We start from the raw sequence: 15572 nt of genomic DNA, 5'->3' as shown, positions 1-15572 counted from the left end.
AAAATATAGAGGACTGAATATGTCTGTTATCAAGATGACCGACCTGGATCTGGCGGGTAAACGCGTTCTGATCCGTGCTGACCTGAACGTACCGGTAAAAGACGGCAAGGTCACTTCCGACGCACGTATCGTGGCGACACTGCCGACCATCAAGCTGGCTCTGGAAAAGGGCGCCAAGCTGATGATCACCTCCCACCTGGGTCGCCCGACCGAGGGTGAATACAACGAAGAGTTCTCCCTGGCTCCGGTTGTCAACTATCTGAAAGACGCTCTGTCCTGCCCGGTCCGCCTGGCCAAGGATTACCTGGATGGCGTAGAAGTCGCTGCCGGTGAGTTGGTCGTGCTGGAAAACTGCCGTTTCAACAAAGGCGAGAAAAAGAACACCGAAGAGCTGGCCAAAAAATACGCCGCCCTGTGTGACGTCTTTGTAATGGATGCGTTCGGTACTGCTCACCGCGCCGAAGGTTCTACCTACGGTGTGGCTCAATTTGCCCCGATCGCCTGTGCAGGCCCGCTGCTGGCCGGTGAACTGGAAGCACTGGGCAAAGCCATGCTGAAACCCGAGCGCCCCATGGTTGCCATCGTTGGCGGCTCCAAGGTCTCTACCAAGCTGACCGTGCTGGAATCCCTCTCCAAGATCGCTGACCAGCTGGTGGTCGGTGGTGGCATCGCCAACACCTTCATCGCGGCTGCCGGTCACAACGTCGGCAAGTCCCTGTGTGAACACGACTTGCTCGACACCGCCAAGAAACTGGCTGCCGAGACCAACATTCCTGTCACCACAGACGTGGTCGTGGGCACCGAGTTCTCAGAAAGCACTCCGGCCACCATCAAGTCCGTCTCCGACGTGACCGATGGCGACATGATCTTCGACATCGGCCCTGACTCTGCCAAGGCCCTGGCCGACATCATCATGAATGCCAAGACCATTCTGTGGAACGGCCCGGTCGGCGTGTTCGAGTTCGACCAGTTCTCCGCAGGCACCAAGGTGATTGCCGAAGCCATCGCTGCTTCTCCGGCCTTCTCCATCGCTGGCGGTGGTGACACCCTGGCCGCCATCGACAAGTTCGGCATCGCCGACAAAGTCTCCTACATCTCCACTGGCGGCGGCGCCTTCCTGGAGTTTGTAGAAGGCAAGGTACTGCCGGCTGTTGCGATGCTGGAACAGCGCGCCAAAGCCTAATTGACCCGGGACGGGGGGCAAAAGCCTCCCGTTTCGTTTATCATGTGGCCGCTGTGCCGGTTCATGATGAACCCCCCATTTTTTATTAACGGCATACGAGAACAGGACGATTAAACATGTCTAAGAAAATTTTCGACTTCGTAAAACCCGGCGTGATCACTGGTGATGACGTTCAGAAAGTGTTCGCCATCGCCAAAGAGAACGGCTTCGCTCTGCCAGCTGTAAACTGCGTTGGTACCGACTCCGTCAACGCCGTACTGGAAGCTGCTGCCAAGGTCAAAGCGCCGGTTATCGTTCAGTTCTCCAACGGTGGTGCCGTGTTCACCGCCGGCAAGGGTCTGAAGCTGGAAGGCCAGCAAGCCGCCATCATCGGTGCCATCTCTGGTGCCAAGCATGTTCACGCCGTTGCCGAAGCCTATGGCATCCCGGTTATCCTGCACACCGACCACGCTGCCAAGAAGCTGCTGCCGTGGATCGACGGTCTGCTGGAAGCGGGCGAGAAGCACTTTGCTGAAACCGGCAAGCCGCTGTTCTCCTCCCACATGCTGGATCTGTCCGAAGAGTCTCTGGAAGAGAACATCGACATCTGCTGCGAGTACCTGACCCGCATGGCCAAGATGAACATGACTCTGGAGCTGGAACTGGGTTGCACCGGTGGCGAAGAAGACGGTGTGGACAACAGCCACATGGATCAATCCGCCCTGTACACCCAGCCGGAAGACGTGGCTTACGCCTACGAGCGTCTGTCCAAGATCAGCCCGCGTTTCACCATCGCTGCCTCCTTCGGCAACGTACACGGTGTATACAAGCCGGGTAACGTCAAGCTGACCCCGTCCATCCTGGACGCTTCCCAGAAATTCGTTTCCGAGAAGTTTGGTCTGCCTGCCAAGTCTCTGGACTTCGTATTCCACGGTGGTTCAGGTTCCACTCTGGAAGAGATCCGTGAGTCCATCTCCTACGGCGTAGTGAAGATGAACATCGACACCGACACTCAGTGGGCTACTTGGGAAGGTCTGCTGCACTTCTACAAGACCAACGAAGCTTACCTGCAAGGTCAGCTGGGCAACCCGGAAGGCGCTGACAAGCCGAACAAGAAGTTCTACGATCCGCGCGTATGGCTGCGTGCCGGTCAGACTTCCATGATCGCCCGTCTGGAGAAAGCCTTCTCCGACCTGAACGCCATCAACGTACTGTAATTCGTTACCGTATCTTGATTGCTGCAAAGGCGCCCCTCGGGGCGCCTTTTGTATTTGTGGGTTGCGGTCATCAGCCCCACGGTGTGACCGAAGCAAAAGGTATCCCCCGGGATGCCTTTTGCATTTCTGTGATCCTCATGGACTGGATTGGTAGCGGGGGGCTGGGTATTATCGATGACAGGTCGTTTATTTTAGTAAACACATGGTCACCAAGGCGGGATGCTGAGTATGCAGGCAGGAAAGTTCAACGGATATCAGGAACATGTGGCCTCCTATTATGCGGCCACCCGCAACGACAATCAGCAGTGGCCAGAACTGGGCGGTGAGCTGAATGTCGATGTCTGCATCATTGGTGGCGGCTTTACCGGCCTCAATACCGCCATCAACCTGGCACAGGCGGGCTACAAGGTGGCCCTGCTGGAGGCAAACCGCGTCGGCTGGGGGGCGTCCGGTCGCAACGGCGGCCAGCTCATTCGTGGCATAGGCCACGATACCAGCCAGTTCGCCCGCTGTATCGGCGAGCAGGGAGTACGGGAGCTGGATCTGATGGGGTTGGAGGCGGTGCAGCTGGTGCGAGAGCGCATCGAGCACTTCAACATCGACTGCGATCTCACCTGGGGTTACTGCGACCTCGCTACCCGTCAGCGCCATCTTGCCGGATTTGAGGAAGAAGCTGCACATCTGGCCAGCCTGGGTTATCAGCACGAGATCAAGCTGGTGCCACGGGAGGAGATCCACTCAGTGGTGGGGTCGGATCGCTATATCGGCGGCATGATCGACATGGGCTCGGGTCACCTGCATCCCCTCAATCTGGCACTGGGTGAAGCGCGCGCCGCCGCCAGCCTGGGTGTCGCTCTGTTCGAGCACTCCCGAGTGGCCCATATCGACTATGGCAAGCGGGTGCAGATCACCACGGCCCGTGGCCGGGTGAGTGCCGATTATCTGGTGATAGGTTGCAACGCCTACCTCAATGATCTCAATCCCGAATTGGGGGGCAGGGTGCTACCGGCGGGCTCTTACATTCTCGCCACTGAGGTGCTGGAGAAGCGGCTGCGCCAGCGCTTGTTGCCGCAGAATATGGCGGTGTGCGATCAGAACGTGGCGCTCGACTACTATCGCCTCTCCGCCGATGGTCGCCTGTTGTTTGGTGGTGCCTGCAACTACTCGGGAAGGGACCCGCGAGACATCAAGGCTTTCATGTTGCCCAAGCTGCTGAGAGTCTTCCCTGAGCTGGCGGGCACCGCCATCGAGTTTCAGTGGGGCGGCATGATAGGGATAGGGGCCAATCGCTTGCCGCAGATCGGCCGCTTGCAGGATCATCCCAACGTCTTCTATGCCCAGGCCTATTCCGGTCATGGCCTCAACGCCACGCATATGGCGGCCAAGCTGGTGGCAGAGGCGATCCGCGGCGAGAGCCGGGGCTTCGATCTGTTCAGTAGCGTGCCCCACATGACCTTCCCCGGTGGCCCGGCGTTGCGCTCCCCCCTGCTGGCGCTCGGCATGCTGTGGCACCGGATGAAGGATCTGTTGTAAAGGGCAAGCGCAAGCAGCCCGAAGGGGGAGGGTGGGGAAGCGTTATTGAGCAGGTTCGGCCAGACGCCAGCCCTGTTCGGTTTTCATCATCCAGACGTCGGTCTCTTGCTGCAGCACCTGACCGGCCTCGAATTCGCCATATTTGCGCTCCAGCTCCATCAGTCCCATCTCTTGCTGGAAGGGACCAACCCTGTCATAGACCAGGTCCTCGTCGTGCAGTACCTGCAACTGATCCAGCCCCAGCTTGAAATGGAGCTGGTAGCTCACCTTGATCAGATAGACGCCCTCCATCCGCTCTTCTTTACCGAGAATGGCAAAGTCACTGATCTCGAACAGATTGTCGTCTGTGTCAGACTGGAGTTTGGCGGTGACCTGATGCTGGATTGCCTCTTCACCGGGTCCTGCGTAACAACCATATAGCCAGAGGGCCAGCAGGGGGATGAACCACTTTTTCATCAAAACTCCGGACAAGTGCAAAACGGGAGGGCAGATTGTGCCACGCGAACGTGCGGTGGCAAACCTCGGCTCATGGTTCCAGAGTGCGTTCCAGCACTATGGCCTCTGCCCTATAGACAGCCAGCTCGCGGCGATAGCACTCGATGAACCCTCTGCGCAGCCAGAAGGATAGAGCACTCTCATTGCTGGCAATCACTGACAGGCGAAGCCGGGTAGCCCCCCATGAGCGTGCCAGCGTGCAGGCGTGAAGATAGAGTGACTGACCACGGCCACTCCCTTGCCAGGGTTCCCCCACCAGTAACAGTCCCAGATAGGCGGTGTCTGGATTGGGGTAGCCGCGCAGCAGATCAATGACGGCGGTGAGTTCTCCCTGCTCCCAGTGGCCGATGAGATATTTGTCAGAGAGCGAGAGGTCGGGCGGACATGCCACTAGCGCTTCCTCCGCAGCTCGCGCGGAGAGGGGCTCATGACTCACGGCCGCCTGATAGGCAGGGGCAAGTTCGAACAGACGCTGCAAGGCTGGACCATCGGTTGCCAGCAGCCGACGCAACTCAGTTTGCATCGCGCACCCTATCGAGGTGTCCGGCAAATGCTTCCGGCCCCATAAAGCCGGTCACCCGCTGGCCACTCACTTCCTGGCCGGCACTGTCGAAGAAGATCAGGGTCGGCAGCCCCAGCACGTTCAGGCCGTTGAGCAGCTCCACATCGGCATCGTCGTTGGCGGTGACGTCCGCCTGCAACAGCACCATCTGGCCGAAGCGCTCACGCACGGCGGGATCGCTGAAGGTCTTGTGCTCGAACTCCTTGCAGGCCACGCACCAGTCGGCGTAGAGGTCCAGCAGCACAGGTTTGCCGCGGGCGGCGGCGAGTTGCGTCTTGAGATCGTCCAGGGTCTTGATGCGGATAAATTGGGGCGCCTGGGTCTCGGCGCTGGCCTTGACGCCGGGCATGGGCAGCAGCAGATCCTTGCCTGCCACCACCAGGCTCATCATCGCCAGTAACAGCACGAAGCCGCCGAGACTCTTGCCGACCGAGTGGGCACGATGCTGATTGTGGTGATAGAGGTAGCCGCACAGCAGCAGCCCCCAGCCGAGCCAGGCGAGGGTGGCGACCTGGTCGCTCCAGAGTCGCGACAGCAGCAGGATTGGCACCGCCAGCAGGGCAAAACCAAACAGCTGCTTGATCACGTCCATCCAGGCGCCCGCTCTGGGCAGCAACTTGCCCCCCGAGGTGCCGAGCAGCAGCAACGGCAGTCCCATCCCGAGCGACAGGGCACAGAGGGCCGCACCGCCGAGCCAGAGATCGCCGCTTTGAGCCACGTAAATCAGGGCGCCGGAGAGCGGTGCCGTGGTGCAGGGGGAACAAACCAGGCCCGAGATCATCCCCATGATGCCGACCCCGAGTACAGAGCCTCCCTGCTGGCGGTTGGAGAGGCCGCTCAAGCGGGTTTGCAGGCTGCTCGGCAGTTGCAGGGTGTAGAGCCCGAACATGGAGAACGCCAGCAGCACGAACATGACGGAGAGCCCGATCAGCACATAGGGGTGCTGCAGCGCCGCCTGGAATTTCAAGCCTGCCGACGCTACCACCAGCCCGAGCAGGGTATAGGTCACCGCCATTCCCTGCACATAGACGAAGGAGAGCAGGAAGGCGCGGCGGGTGGAGAGCCTATGACCCGCCCCGGCTATGATGCCGGTCAAAATGGGGTACATGGGGAAGACGCAGGGAGTGAAGGCGAGGCCGAGCCCCAGCGCAAAGAAGGCGGCTATGCTGAGCCAGAATCCCTGGCTGCCAAGGGCGGCGGCCAGCTGATCCTGCTGACTGCTGGCTTGGGCGCGGGTCATGTCATCGGTGGCGGCCGGATCTGTATCGTTAGCGACGACAGGCTGCACCGCAATCTGCTTGTCTGTGGGCGGGTAGCAGAGGCCGTCGGTACAGCCCTGATAGCTGACGGTGAGGCTGGCCTGCTGCCCCGCCTCTGTCAGGGTGACGGGGATCTGCACCTCCCGGTAGTAGACCCGGGTCTTGCCGAAGAAGTCATCCTCATGCTCTGCCCCGGCAGGCAAGACGGGTTCGTTGAAGGTGAGATTCTCGCCCTTGAAGCGTAAGCTATGGCGGTAGAGATAGTAGTTATCGGCGATGCGCAGGGTCAGCAACAGCTGGTTGCCTTGCTGTTCACTCTCGAACACGAAGGCGTCGTCGACTTTCAGAAACTTGGGCTGGGCGTTGGCCTCGATGCCAAGAGCGCTCAGCAGACTGTCACTGCTGGCCTGAACCGGCGTCACATTCAGGGTGGACAGCAGCAGGGCGAAGAGCACAAGCAGGGGGGAGAGCAGGCGAGACAGTGTCATGAGGTTTCCTGTGTTAACCAGTCGAGATAGGGCTGATGGCCCTGGCTTGTCGGGAGTGCCAGGATCTCCGGCACCTCATAGGGGTGATGGCTGAGGATGCATAGGCGCAAGAGTTCGAACAGGGAGGCCCGCGACTTGATGATGAGCTGGATCTCCCGTGCCCGTTCGATCTGCCCCTGCCAGCGATAGACGGAGGTGAGGCCGGGCAGCTGATTGATGCAGGCCGCCAGCCGCTGGTTCAGCAGTTGTTCGCTGATGAGGTCGGCGCTCGCCTCATCCGGGCAGGTGCAAAGCACCAGAATGGCATCTGTCATGGTGAAATTTCTCGTCCGTTCGAGGCGGCAGGGCGCCTTTAAACCAGCGGCTACTATACCTAGCGACGGGGTAAATAGCATCTGACGGGCTTTATCGGCTCGACATGAAAATAAGTGGGGGGCATGAGATAGACGCTGTCAAAGGGACAAGGCAGAATGAGCGGGCTTGTTCCCATTCGACGTAAGGAAATGTATGACCCAACAGAATGAGCAGCAGAGAAACCGCATGTTGAGCCTGTTGCGCGAAGGTGAGCGCCGTATGTTGGTGCAACTGGCCGGTCTGCTGCGTACCAGTGCCGATGAAATCAATGCCGAGCTGGAAAAAGAGGAGCTGCTGGCTACCCTGGAGCAACCCGTCACGGTGGAGTATCTCAACGGCGTGGTGCAACACCATCTGTTCGAGCGTCTGCACAAGGGTGACATGGTGGCGGCCCAGCGCCTGCTGAACCAGTACCAGAGCGACCTCGAGGCCATGCTGGCCCAGGAGTCGGCCGAGGTGGATGCCCCGACCGAAGAGCTGAAGGCGCAAGCCTGAACGCTGCGGCAGGCCTTGCGGGCTTGTCTTCCTCCAGCACCATCATGCCAGTTGCATGATGGTGCCTAGTGTTCCCCGCTTTATTTTTCTGCCGTTTAGCCCAGTGCGTTCTGCTGTACCTGGCCCGGTATCGGGAAGACCTTGTCATAGCTCCAGTTGTAGATGAAGGCATAGACCAGGTAGAACAGCACGAAGCCCAGATCCAGCACCAGCGCCTCCATCATGCTGATTTCGAGCCACCAGGCCATCACTGGCAAGGCGACAAACAGCAGGCCCCCTTCAAAGCCCATGGCATGCCATACCCGCTGCCAGAGCGTCTTGTGGGTGTGACCCTGATACTTGAGCAGCAGTTTGTCCACGCCGATGTTGTAGACGTAGTTCCAGACGGTGGCGAGCACCGAGAAGAACAACGCCAGCGGCCCCATATGGTTGAGTCCTACGCCAGTGATCCAGCTTGCCAGGGGGGCGGCGATCAGCAGGCCAATCACTTCGAAGCCAATGGCATGGCGCAAGCGGTCACGGGTATTACGCATGATCTGTCTCTCTATCTATCTGTGTCTGAGTGTCTATGGTGGCCAATTTATCGCGAATTTGTGATAGGTTCACGTTGGTATCTATCGCTAAAATAGATAGGTTGGCGCACAACCAGGTCATGACAGGAGCAACCGGATGAACCCCTCGCTGGAACAACTCAAGGCGCTGCTGGCGGCAGCAGAGACGGGCTCCTTCTCGGCGGCGGCCCGCAAGCTGGGCAAGGCGCAGTCTGTGGTCAGTACGGCCATCTCCAACCTGGAGATAGATCTCGGGCTGGAACTATTTGATCGCTCTGCCCGCTATCCCGTGCTGACGGAGGCGGGCACCCGCATCCATCAGGAGGCCACTATCTTGCTGGCCCAAAGCGAGCGCTTGCAGGCGATCGCCGGTGAGCTGGCCGCAGGCGTAGAGTCGCGGCTCACCCTGGCCATCGATGATGACTCCCATCTGCCCTGGCTTGGCTCCCTGTTGGAGGAGTTCGCCACCCGTTACCCCGGCGTCGAGCTGGAGTTGCTGTTTCCGCTGATGGAGGATGTGACCGAACTGCTCAAAAGCGGCCGGGCCCAGCTTGGCATCAGCTATCAGAAGGAGCGGCCTGAGCGGGAGCTCGCCTCCTGTTCACTGGGCTCCGTCAAGATGCCGCTGGTGGTCTCCCCCGATCATCCGCTGGCCCGCAAGACGCCACTGCGAGAGAGCGACTTGCAAGGGGCCCGTCAGCTGATGGTGACGGGACGACGGGAAGGCACGGAGCGTCACCGCTTCCGCCTCTCGGCGCAGGTGTGGTGGGTGGAGGGGGATCTGGGCATTTTGGAGCTGGTCAAGCTGGGGTTGGGTTGGGCATCAGTGCCGGACTTTCTGTTGCACCGGCCGCTGGCGCGAGGGGAGGTAGTGGTGCTCAATCCGGACTTTATTGCGCTGGCTGAGCTGGCTCTGGAGCTGCAATGGTATCGCGCCCGCCCGCTGGGGCAGGCGGGGCGCTGGCTCAAGGAGGCACTGCTGGCGCGAGTGCCTCGTTAGCCGACCTTACTCGGTCAGCGAGTAGGGCAGGGCTTGCAGAGCAAGGCTGGAGGCCTCCTCCTGCTTGAAACGAAAACGGGCATCGGCCTCTGTATCCTTGGGCAGCACGGCCGTGATCCACACCTGATCTGCCTGTTGCCAGACGTTGAGCACCATGCCGCTGCGTCGCCAGTTGTCACCGAGCTGGATCTCCAGGGCATCGCCACAGGCGACGGGTTCGCTGGCAGTCCCGGCCAGCACGAACAGGGCGCGATTGTTGGCCCCGCGATACTTGGCGCGGGCGACAGTCTCCTGTCCCATGTAGCAGCCCTTGGTGAAGCTGATGCCCTCCAGTGCCTGCAGGTTCAACATCTGGGGTATGTACTCCCCCTGATGCACGGCTTCCAGATGGGGGATGCCGGCCTTGATATCCAGTCCCCACCAGAGTGATTCGCTACCGGCAGGCAAGTCTATGGTCAGTGGTTGCTCGCTCACCAGCAGCCAGCGATCCGCTTCGATTTGCACTGCCATGCCATCGTCTATCAGGCCGGTTTGTGACACGGCAAATCGGGCCGCCACCCACTCATCCGTGCCCTGGCCAGCCACGCCAACTGCCTGACCATGGTTTTCGGCGATCTCGACCTTGGCAAACACCGCAAACTTCTTGAGTTCGGGCAACTGACGCGCCAGCACAGAGGGCTTGGTCAGCATCAGCAGGCGATCGCTCAGACAGAGCAGACGAAAGTCGCTCCACAGCTTGCCCTTGGCATCGCAGTGGCCGCCCAGCGTGCTTTGGCCCGGTTGCAGTGCATTGACGTCGCAGGTGACCTGGCCTTGCAGATACTTGACGCGATCTGCACCGGTCAGGCTGGTGATGGCGAGATCGGTCAGGGGGAAAAGGGTTGGCTCGGCAGGAAAAACAGGCGTTTGCAGGCTCACGATGGTATTCCAGAGACAGAAAGTATGTGACCTGCATGGTAAAGACGTAAGGAATGTTTGTCAGCCGGAAAATCCAGCTGTTACCATCCTCGGGTCTTTGTAAGGAGAGTTCCATGTTGAGCCCAATTGAAAAATCCCGCCTGAAGTGGGCCTGCCGTCGTGGCATGCTCGAGCTGGATGTGATCTTTATGCCGTTCTTTGAACACGAGTTCGACAGCTTGAGTGACGAGCAGCAGCAGACCTTCATCCGCTTGCTGGAGAGCGATGACCCTGACCTGTTCAAGTGGTGCATGGGCCACGGCGCTCCTGCCGATCCCGCGTTTGCCGCCATGATCGCCCTGATCCTGGAACGCAATCAGGCTCGCCACGATAGCCTGAGCTGATCCCGTATGCGGGTTTACATGCCCGTCATTCCCTCCCGGCAGCAGCGTGTCCTGCTGCTGATCCTGTTTCTGCTGCTGTTGTGGCCTGTGGCCAGCCTGATCCATGGTTGGCAGTGGGCACTTCTGATCCCCTGCTGGTTGGCGGGGCTCTGGCTTGCCTGGCAGGGTGCCGGCCGTATGGCCGGTTTGCTGGAGTGGGATGGGCAGTGGCTGGTGTGGCAGGGTTATCGCTACCAGCTGGGGGCGCGCAGTCGCGTCCTGCCCGGTGTACTCTGGCTGCAACTGGTGGCAAGCGACAGGCCTGATGCCCGTCTCTGGTTCTTCTCCGACGCACTCGCACCGGAACATTACAGGGCGCTGGCCCGCGCCATCAGGCTAACGCCACCCGCCCGTTAATCATCCTGCCTGTTTCAACCCTTCTCCCTCATAGCAAATGACCCCGCCGGGGCGAGGTCATTTGGGTGACTGCTAGCGGGTCATTACTCCCGATCCTGCGTCAGTACTGTGGGCCTGGAGTTAGGCTGCATGTCCGGGTAGTCCGGGATGTGGGGTGCAGGATCAGTCCCGCTCCGGGGTCAGCACAGTGGGTTTGGAGTCTGGCTGCATGTCCGGATAATCCAGGTTGTAGTGCAGGCCGCGTGACTCCTTGCGCTGCAGCGCGCAGTTGACGATGAGCTCGGCCACCTGCAGCAGGTTGCGCAGTTCCAGCAGGTTGTTGGAAACGCGGAAGTTGGCGTAGTACTCCTGCACTTCCTGCTTGAGCATGTCGATACGGCGCTTGGCACGGGCCAGGCGTTTGTTGGTACGCACTATCCCCACATAGTCCCACATCATCAGCCGCAGCTCATGCCAGTTGTGCTGGATAACGACCTGTTCGTCCGAGTCGTCCACCTTGCTCTCATCCCAGGCGGGCAGATGGGGCGGTTCCACGCTCATGGGCAACTTGGCCATGATGTCGGCTCCCGCCTGATGGGCATAGACCACGCACTCGAGCAAGGAGTTGGAGGCCATGCGGTTGGCACCGTGCAGACCCGTGTAGGTCACTTCGCCAATGGCATAGAGACCGGGAATGTCGGTCTGGCCATTGTTGTCGATCATCACGCCACCACAGGTGTAGTGGGCCGCCGGGACTATGGGCATCGGCTCCCTGGTGATGTCGATGCCGACCGCCATGCAGCGCTCAAAGATGGTCGGGAAGTGCTTGATGATGAAATCCGCCGGCTTGTGGCTGATGTCCAGATACATGCAGTCGGCACCGAGGCGTTTCATCTCGTGGTCGATGGCGCGGGCGACTATGTCCCGCGGGGCCAGCTCGGCTCGCTCATCGAACTCCAGCATGAAGCGGCTGCCGTCGGGACGGCGCAGATAGGCACCTTCCCCGCGCAGGGCTTCGGTCAGCAGGAAGTTGGGGTCATCGGGGTGGAACAGGCTGGTGGGGTGGAACTGGTTGAACTCCAGGTTCGCCACCCGGCAGCCGGCGCGCCACGCCATGGCAATACCGTCACCCGAACTCACGTCCGGGTTGGAGGTGTACTGATACACCTTGGAGGCACCGCCGGTAGCCAGCGCCACGAAGCGGGCGCGGATCACCTCGACTTGCTCGGCGTTGCGGTTCCAGACGTAGGCACCCAGCACCTTGTTGCCCGGCAGGTTCAGCTTGCGGGTGGTGATGAGGTCGACCGCGTTGAAGCGCTCCATCAGCTGGATGTTGGGGTGGGAGCGCACCTGATCGATCAGGGTGAGCTGCACCGCCTTGCCGGTGGCATCGGCCGCGTGGAAGATACGGCGATGGCTGTGGCCCCCTTCACGGGTCAGGTGATAATGGGACTCACCCTCGGCGTCCTCCTCCTGATCGAAAGGAACCCCCTGCTTGATCAGCCACTGGATGGATTCGCGGGCGTTGCGGGCGGTGAACTCCACCACGGCAGGGTCACACAACCCTGCCCCGGCGTTGAGCGTGTCGCTCACGTGGGATTCGATGCTGTCGGTTTCGTCGAAAACGGCAGCGATGCCTCCTTGCGCATAGAGAGTGGCCCCCTCACTGATGGGCCCCTTGCTCAGAACCAGGACTTTGGCCTGGTCTGCCAACCGCAACGCGAGGGACAGACCAGCGGCACCGCTGCCAATGATCAGTACATCGCAAAGGTATTCAACACTTGCTTTCATAAGTATCATTGGCCTGGATTAAGAACTGGCACCATGGTAGCCCAAGCGAGGGCGGTGATGCAGCCTGCGTCACATTTTTTTCAATGCAACCGAACTTTCCCTGATTCCTCCTGTCTGAACTTGTGCGCTTAGGAAGGGCCGGAAAAGAAAAACGATAACCTGATGGGGGTTTTACGGCTCTGATGAGCGACCAGAATCTACTGGACGAACAGCTGGTTGAACGGGTCCAGCGTGGCGATAAAAATGCATTCAACCTGTTGGTAAAAAAATACCAGCATAAAGTGGTCAACCTGGTTGCCAGGTATGTCAACAATCCGGGCGATGTGCCGGATGTGGCGCAGGAGGCGTTTATCAAAGCCTACCGAGCGTTGCCGACATTCCGTGGCGAGAGCGCGTTTTACACCTGGTTGTACCGAATCGCCGTGAATACGGCCAAAAATTATCTGACCTCTCAGGGGCGCAGGCCGCCCAGCAGTGATGTAGAGGCGGACGAGGCAGAATACTATGGTGGTGGCGAAGCCTTGCAAGAGGTTGCCACACCGGAAAACCTGGCGCTGACCGACGAGATCAAGCGTACCGTGTTTTCCGCCATAGAAGCTTTGCCTGAAGACTTGAGGACAGCCATCACCCTTCGCGAAATGGAAGGGCTGAGCTACGAAGAGATTGCCGAAATCATGGATTGTCCGGTGGGTACGGTGAGATCCCGCATCTTCCGGGCGAGGGAAGCAATCGATAAAAAGCTGAAACCTCTGATCGAGAATTAACTGGGGAAAGACAGGTTAACTATGGCAACTAAAGAGCAACTCTCGGCCCTGATGGATGGTGACTTGAACGATGTTGAGGTTCTTGGCGAGCTGGGAATGGATCCGGCGCTGCAAGATACCTGGTCTCGTTACCACTTGATCGGTGATGCCATGCGGGGCGACCTGCCGGTCAATCTGCAACTGGATCTCAGTGACAGCATCATGGCTGCACTGGAAGACGAGCCCACCATACTGGCGCCCAAGCCGGTGGAGAGCAAGCCAACTGCACCGCAGGTTCACACTGCAGCCAAGGTGGTTCCGCTGTTTCGCCGGGTCGGTCAACAGGTGGGGCAATACGCCATCGCCGCGTCGGTCGCCGCTGCCGTCATCTTCGGGGTGCAGCAGTATCAGGGTCAGGACGGCATACCGACCAATCCTGTGCTCAACACCATTCCTGTCGGTGGCAGTGCCTCGCCAGTGAGTGTGCACTACCCGCAAGATGGCAACCGGGCTTCCACCCGCCAGCAAGGGTTGAGCGAGCAACAGATGCAGGAGCAGCGTGAGCGTATCAATGCCTTCCTGCGTGACCATCAGTTGCAACAGCGTCTGCTGCAAGACAAGCAGATTCAGGAATAACGCATTTTTAGGGATCAGACCGTGCGCCAGTCCAGCCGTATTTTGCTGGCCTCTCTCCTGCTGATTTGTGCCAAGGCCTCGGCCGACGATAAGTCGGCCGAGGCCTTGTTGCAGCAGATGCAGAGTGCCGTTTCGCAACAAAACTTCGAGTTATCCATGGTCAAGGCCCGTCAGGGACGCCTCGAACCCATACGTTTCAGTCATGGGGTGATCGATGGCAAGGAGGTGGCTCATCTGAGCTATCTCGACGGCAAGACCATAGAGTACCTGCAGCGCCAGGATGAGTTCACCTTCTTCGAAAATACCCACGAACCCTACACCCTCAAAGGCGCCCGCTTCCCCGGTGTCTGGGCGACGCTGGTGAATATGCCGCTGCCCCGTGTGCTGGAAAGTTATGATCCAGTGCTGGCCGGCCGCAGTCGGGTAGCCGGTCTGGTGGCGCAAGTGGTCAGGCTGGTCCCCAAAGAGGCAGACAAGTATGGCTTCATGCTCTGGATCGATGAACAGAGCAGCCTCTTGCTGCGGGTGGACATGGTGGATCGGGAAGGCAATCTGGTCGAGCAGGTGCTGGGGGTGGATCTGGACAGGCTGAGCGCGCCTGCGCCCTGGCTGGTGAAGCTGGCCGGCAGCAAGCTGCCCCAGGCGCTGGCGCTGGAGGATGCCTATCCGGCGCCGCAGCAGACGCTTAACTGGCACCTGACCTGGTTGCCGGATGGGTTCAAGGTATTGTCTCAGGACAGGCATCAACTGGTGACCACCAGTTTGCCGGTCGATTACATGATGCTCTCCGATGGGCTGGTGGATCTCTCCGTCTATGTGGCCAGGGTTGATCCCAAGCAGGCGGTGCGTCAGCAGCTGATCCGCCAGGGCGCTACTTCGCTGGTGAGCTACGTCAACGATGTGGGGGTCGAGATCACTGTCGTCGGTGAAGTACCGGCCGACACAGCGAAACGTATCGCCGAGTCGGTGCAACCGTTGGCTCGCAATGAGACTGTACAGTAGTCGTCTGCACATGCTCGCTTGCCCGAGCGGGTCAGTCATGTTCAGATGGGATCAATCTTTCCCTCGTTATTGTGGAACCGTCTTGTGAGTGAAATGAGCGAAGAGCTGGCAACCGTGGTGGCCATTGATGGACAACATGCCTGGGTGGAGTGCGAACGGCGCTCCGCCTGCAGCAGTTGCCATCAACAATCCAACTGCGGTACCGGCACTGTTGCCAAGGCGTTTGTGATGAAGCAGCAACGACTGCGGATTGCCCTCACCGCCGAGGTGAGCGTTGGTCAGCAAGTGAGGCTCGGTATTCCCCAGGCGAGTATCCTGCGGGGTGCAGCACTGGTGTATGTAGTGCCGCTGTTCTGTCTGCTGGCGGGCGCTCTGCTCGGTCAGCTCTGGTTGGTACCCTTGCTGGCGGGCGGGGAGGGGATCACCATCCTCAGTTGCCTGCTGGGTGGCGTCATCGGATTTTCACTGGTTCGTTACTTTTCCACTCGACTCGAACAGGGGGCATACGGCCCCCGCATGCTGGGTGTGGTACTCCATACCCGCAACCTCTCCTGAGCGTGCAGGCCTGTATTTCTGGTGCTCCGTCGACTAAAGATTGGCCGTCGACC

At 59.7% G+C, this 15572-nt stretch carries 18 protein-coding genes; 11 read left to right on the top strand and 7 right to left on the bottom strand.

From position 1 onward, the window contains the following. The first annotated feature begins 19 nt into the window (after window positions 1–19). The 3 genes from GWQ27_RS09425 (at window position 20) to GWQ27_RS09415 (ending at window position 3912) form a co-directional block, all read left to right on the top strand. Entirely contained in the window at window positions 20–1183 is a 1164-nt protein-coding gene (locus GWQ27_RS09425; RefSeq protein ID WP_021139186.1) for a phosphoglycerate kinase, read from the top strand. Window positions 1184–1299: 116 nt separating this feature from the next. Then, on the top strand, window positions 1300–2379 hold the full coding sequence (gene fbaA / locus GWQ27_RS09420; protein ID WP_275907203.1) for a class II fructose-bisphosphate aldolase: 1080 nt from the start codon (window positions 1300–1302) through the stop codon (window positions 2377–2379). Window positions 2380–2607: 228 nt separating this feature from the next. After that, a complete protein-coding gene (locus GWQ27_RS09415) occupies window positions 2608–3912 on the top strand; it encodes an FAD-binding oxidoreductase (RefSeq protein WP_211183078.1) in 1305 nt (434 codons plus the stop codon). A 42-nt stretch (window positions 3913–3954) separates the two neighbouring features. On the opposite strand, the gene GWQ27_RS09410 is transcribed toward GWQ27_RS09415, so the two are convergent. The 4 genes from GWQ27_RS09410 to cutA form a co-directional block, all read right to left on the bottom strand. Continuing rightward, window positions 3955–4368, bottom strand: a complete 414-nt coding sequence (locus GWQ27_RS09410; protein WP_059112841.1) for a hypothetical protein — start codon at window positions 4366–4368, stop codon at window positions 3955–3957. Between the two features lie 70 nt (window positions 4369–4438). Further along, complete coding sequence (locus GWQ27_RS09405) at window positions 4439–4930, bottom strand: GNAT family N-acetyltransferase (RefSeq protein ID WP_059112840.1); 492 nt, start codon at window positions 4928–4930, stop codon at window positions 4439–4441. Further along, complete coding sequence (locus GWQ27_RS09400; RefSeq protein ID WP_275907202.1) at window positions 4920–6716, bottom strand: protein-disulfide reductase DsbD; 1797 nt, start codon at window positions 6714–6716, stop codon at window positions 4920–4922. The genes GWQ27_RS09405 and GWQ27_RS09400 overlap by 11 nt, the downstream gene beginning before the upstream one ends. Next, the gene (cutA, locus tag GWQ27_RS09395) at window positions 6713–7030 is read right to left on the bottom strand and encodes a divalent-cation tolerance protein CutA (RefSeq protein WP_059168287.1); all 318 of its coding nucleotides are present in this window, start codon (window positions 7028–7030) and stop codon (window positions 6713–6715) included. The genes GWQ27_RS09400 and cutA overlap by 4 nt, the downstream gene beginning before the upstream one ends. A 193-nt stretch (window positions 7031–7223) precedes the next feature. Here cutA and GWQ27_RS09390 point away from each other — a divergent pair, with 193 nt between their 5' ends. Then, the gene (locus GWQ27_RS09390; RefSeq protein ID WP_265430601.1) at window positions 7224–7565 is read left to right on the top strand and encodes a hypothetical protein; all 342 of its coding nucleotides are present in this window, start codon (window positions 7224–7226) and stop codon (window positions 7563–7565) included. Window positions 7566–7660: 95 nt separating this feature from the next. On the opposite strand, the gene GWQ27_RS09385 is transcribed toward GWQ27_RS09390, so the two are convergent. Beyond that, a complete protein-coding gene (locus GWQ27_RS09385) occupies window positions 7661–8098 on the bottom strand; it encodes a PACE efflux transporter (protein ID WP_275907201.1) in 438 nt (145 codons plus the stop codon). A gap of 136 nt (window positions 8099–8234) precedes the next feature. On the opposite strand from GWQ27_RS09385, the gene GWQ27_RS09380 reads away from it, so the two are divergent. After that, window positions 8235–9116 (top strand): LysR family transcriptional regulator, encoded by an 882-nt coding sequence (locus GWQ27_RS09380; protein ID WP_021139192.1) that lies wholly within the window; start codon window positions 8235–8237, stop codon window positions 9114–9116. A 6-nt stretch (window positions 9117–9122) separates the two neighbouring features. On the opposite strand, the gene ygfZ is transcribed toward GWQ27_RS09380, so the two are convergent. After that, window positions 9123–10034, bottom strand: coding sequence for a tRNA-modifying protein YgfZ (gene ygfZ, locus GWQ27_RS09375; protein WP_275907200.1), 912 nt, complete (start codon window positions 10032–10034; stop codon window positions 9123–9125). 113 nt (window positions 10035–10147) lie between these two features. Between ygfZ and sdhE the strand changes: the two genes are divergently transcribed. Further along, a complete protein-coding gene (sdhE, locus tag GWQ27_RS09370; RefSeq protein ID WP_155603074.1) occupies window positions 10148–10417 on the top strand; it encodes an FAD assembly factor SdhE in 270 nt (89 codons plus the stop codon). An 18-nt stretch (window positions 10418–10435) separates the two neighbouring features. Then, window positions 10436–10813, top strand: a complete 378-nt coding sequence (locus GWQ27_RS09365) for a protein YgfX (RefSeq protein ID WP_275907199.1) — start codon at window positions 10436–10438, stop codon at window positions 10811–10813. A gap of 162 nt (window positions 10814–10975) precedes the next feature. Here GWQ27_RS09365 and nadB read toward each other — a convergent pair whose 3' ends face one another. Beyond that, window positions 10976–12583 carry an L-aspartate oxidase gene (nadB, locus tag GWQ27_RS09360; RefSeq protein WP_275907198.1) on the bottom strand — a complete coding sequence of 536 codons (1608 nt, stop codon included), beginning with the start codon at window positions 12581–12583 and terminating at the stop codon, window positions 10976–10978. A gap of 182 nt (window positions 12584–12765) precedes the next feature. Between nadB and rpoE the strand changes: the two genes are divergently transcribed. The 4 genes from rpoE (at window position 12766) to GWQ27_RS09340 (ending at window position 15519) form a co-directional block, all read left to right on the top strand. Continuing rightward, window positions 12766–13347 carry an RNA polymerase sigma factor RpoE gene (rpoE, locus tag GWQ27_RS09355; RefSeq protein WP_021139196.1) on the top strand — a complete coding sequence of 194 codons (582 nt, stop codon included), beginning with the start codon at window positions 12766–12768 and terminating at the stop codon, window positions 13345–13347. Between the two features lie 21 nt (window positions 13348–13368). Continuing rightward, window positions 13369–13962 (top strand): RseA family anti-sigma factor, encoded by a 594-nt coding sequence (locus GWQ27_RS09350; protein WP_034523729.1) that lies wholly within the window; start codon window positions 13369–13371, stop codon window positions 13960–13962. A 21-nt stretch (window positions 13963–13983) separates the two neighbouring features. Continuing rightward, entirely contained in the window at window positions 13984–14964 is a 981-nt protein-coding gene (locus GWQ27_RS09345) for a MucB/RseB C-terminal domain-containing protein (protein WP_021139198.1), read from the top strand. Between the two features lie 93 nt (window positions 14965–15057). After that, window positions 15058–15519, top strand: coding sequence for a SoxR reducing system RseC family protein (locus GWQ27_RS09340; RefSeq protein ID WP_275907249.1), 462 nt, complete (start codon window positions 15058–15060; stop codon window positions 15517–15519). Window positions 15520–15572 lie beyond the last annotated feature (53 nt).

Origin of the sequence: Aeromonas sp. 5HA1 (assembly GCF_029237245.1) — a bacterium.
Classification (GTDB): domain Bacteria; phylum Pseudomonadota; class Gammaproteobacteria; order Enterobacterales; family Aeromonadaceae; genus Aeromonas; species Aeromonas salmonicida.
This window is presented reverse-complemented; position numbering and strand designations above follow the sequence as displayed.